The sequence below is a fragment of the Psychrobacillus sp. genome (assembly GCF_056205495.1).
The window spans coordinates 1-1,792 of the sequence record NZ_JBAEAP010000444.1; the positions used below are offsets into that span (position 1 = coordinate 1).

Annotated in this window: 3 protein-coding genes; 1 reads left to right on the forward strand and 2 read right to left on the reverse strand. The window is 36.4% G+C overall.

Translation table 11 applies throughout. The features are described from left to right. Both AC06OU_RS12870 and AC06OU_RS12875 read right to left on the reverse strand, forming a co-directional pair. The coding region (locus AC06OU_RS12870; RefSeq protein WP_475856257.1) for an aspartate--ammonia ligase at nucleotides 1-827 on the reverse strand (827 nt) is incomplete at its 3' end. Nucleotides 828-996: 169 nt separating this feature from the next. After that, complete coding sequence (locus AC06OU_RS12875) at nucleotides 997-1,197, reverse strand: helix-turn-helix domain-containing protein (RefSeq protein ID WP_475856258.1); 201 nt, start codon at nucleotides 1,195-1,197, stop codon at nucleotides 997-999. A gap of 380 nt (nucleotides 1,198-1,577) precedes the next feature. On the opposite strand from AC06OU_RS12875, the gene AC06OU_RS12880 reads away from it, so the two are divergent. Further along, on the forward strand, nucleotides 1,578-1,792 hold a 215-nt coding region (locus tag AC06OU_RS12880; RefSeq protein WP_475856259.1), incomplete at its 3' end, for a solute carrier family 23 protein.

The window sequence follows — 1,792 nt, forward strand, 5'->3', positions numbered from 1 at the left end:
TGGTTTTCTTTATTTGCTTTTTTTAACTGGGTGATGAGGGAAAGCTCATCTACCCTAATTCCCATGGAAGAAACCTCGAAAGCTTGATTTAATACTGTAGACCAGAAAATGATATCTCCATTTAGAGTCCAATCATCATAATCAGGTGCGCGTCCATCGTGCTTGTCTCCTGACTTCAATAATCCACCAATTTGTGAAATGAAGACTGCTCCATGTTGCTCTGCAATTTTGTTTTCTCGTTCTTTCGGACTGAGCTTTGGATATAAGTCTTCTAGTTCTTGAGTCGATATAAAGAAGATTTCCTCTGGAAGTACAGGTTCGAGTTGAGGGTAATGTTGATTCAAATAGCATTCTGTTGATTTTATGGAACTATAAATTCTTTTCACTTCATGTCTTAATGTTGATAAATTTCGTTGTTCTTTTGAAATGATTTTTTCCCAATCCCACTGATCTACATACATAGAATGCATATTATCTAACTGTTCATCACTTCTTATCGCATTCATGTCTGCATATAGACCTTTGTTATGATCAAACCCATATTTCGCTAAAGCTATTCTCTTCCATTTAGCTAACGATTGAACAACTTCGACAGGGTAAGCCTCAAGATCTCTTGAATTGAAAGTTACAATGCGCTCTACCCCATTTAAGTTGTCATTTATTCCTGTCCCTGAATTTAACAATAGTGGTGCAGAAACTTTTGTTAGATTTAGTTCTTCTGATAATTTATTCTCAAAATAATCTTTTACTTTCTTAATTGCAATTTCAGTTTGAATTAACCCTAATTTAGATTCATATCCAGTTAAAACGTCATTTAATCCTGACACTATACTATCCCTCTATTCTTTCTTATTTTTAATTGAAAATATTGCTTTAAATCACTAAAATTTCTAGGTGAAATAACTAATCTCCAATACTTTATGAACATTCCCAGTGAATGTGACTTAATTAAATGTTTTTAGTATTCTTCTTTTCACATAGAATTCACCAGTTCTACTAAACGTGAGAGGAGATCTTTCTTTTGAGTATTGGAATATTAGTCATATATATTTTTAGGGCTAACCCTTGCCGCACATGGACGTCCCTTTTTTTCGTTTCAAGAGCGTCAACTCCACACTCATCCAGTTGCTTTAGCCAATTAGTAATAGTAGAAGGGGAAGCAATGTTATACACAGCAGCTGCATGGGTACTTGACACTCCAAATTGCGGTCTCTTTTCATGCCTTATAGAACTGGTCGTGTAGAAGGGAACCTCTCTACCTTCCGTAGGTTGTGCTCCTCCCCCCTCGAAGAAACGTGCTTGAGCTATTTACGTACACGATTCCTCCTAGATATCATTCACAAAAATGTAGCTATTCTCTTTTTAAGTCAAATACATTACCCTTAACTCTTGGTGAAGGATTTTATTAAAAAGGAGGACTGCCTCTTTCTCTCTTTATATAGTTTGTATATAATCCCCTCTGAAAATTAGTTACAATACCCAATGACAATTATCAGAATATTTATTATGATGATATTAATCATAACAAGAAGGCGTTATATTACATGACAAGATATCAAGAAGGGAGTTTTACTTATATGAATGAAAAAGTTGGCAAGTCCAAGGTCTTCTCCTTAGGCCTACAACATGTCCTCGCCATGTATGCAGGGGCGATCCTCGTACCCATCATCGTCGGGGGCGCCTTAGGCTTCACTCCTCAACAGCTTGCTTACCTCATTGCCATTGACTTATTAACCTGTGGAATCGCTACGTTACTCCAAGCGTGGAAAAACAAGTTCTTCGGCATTGGACT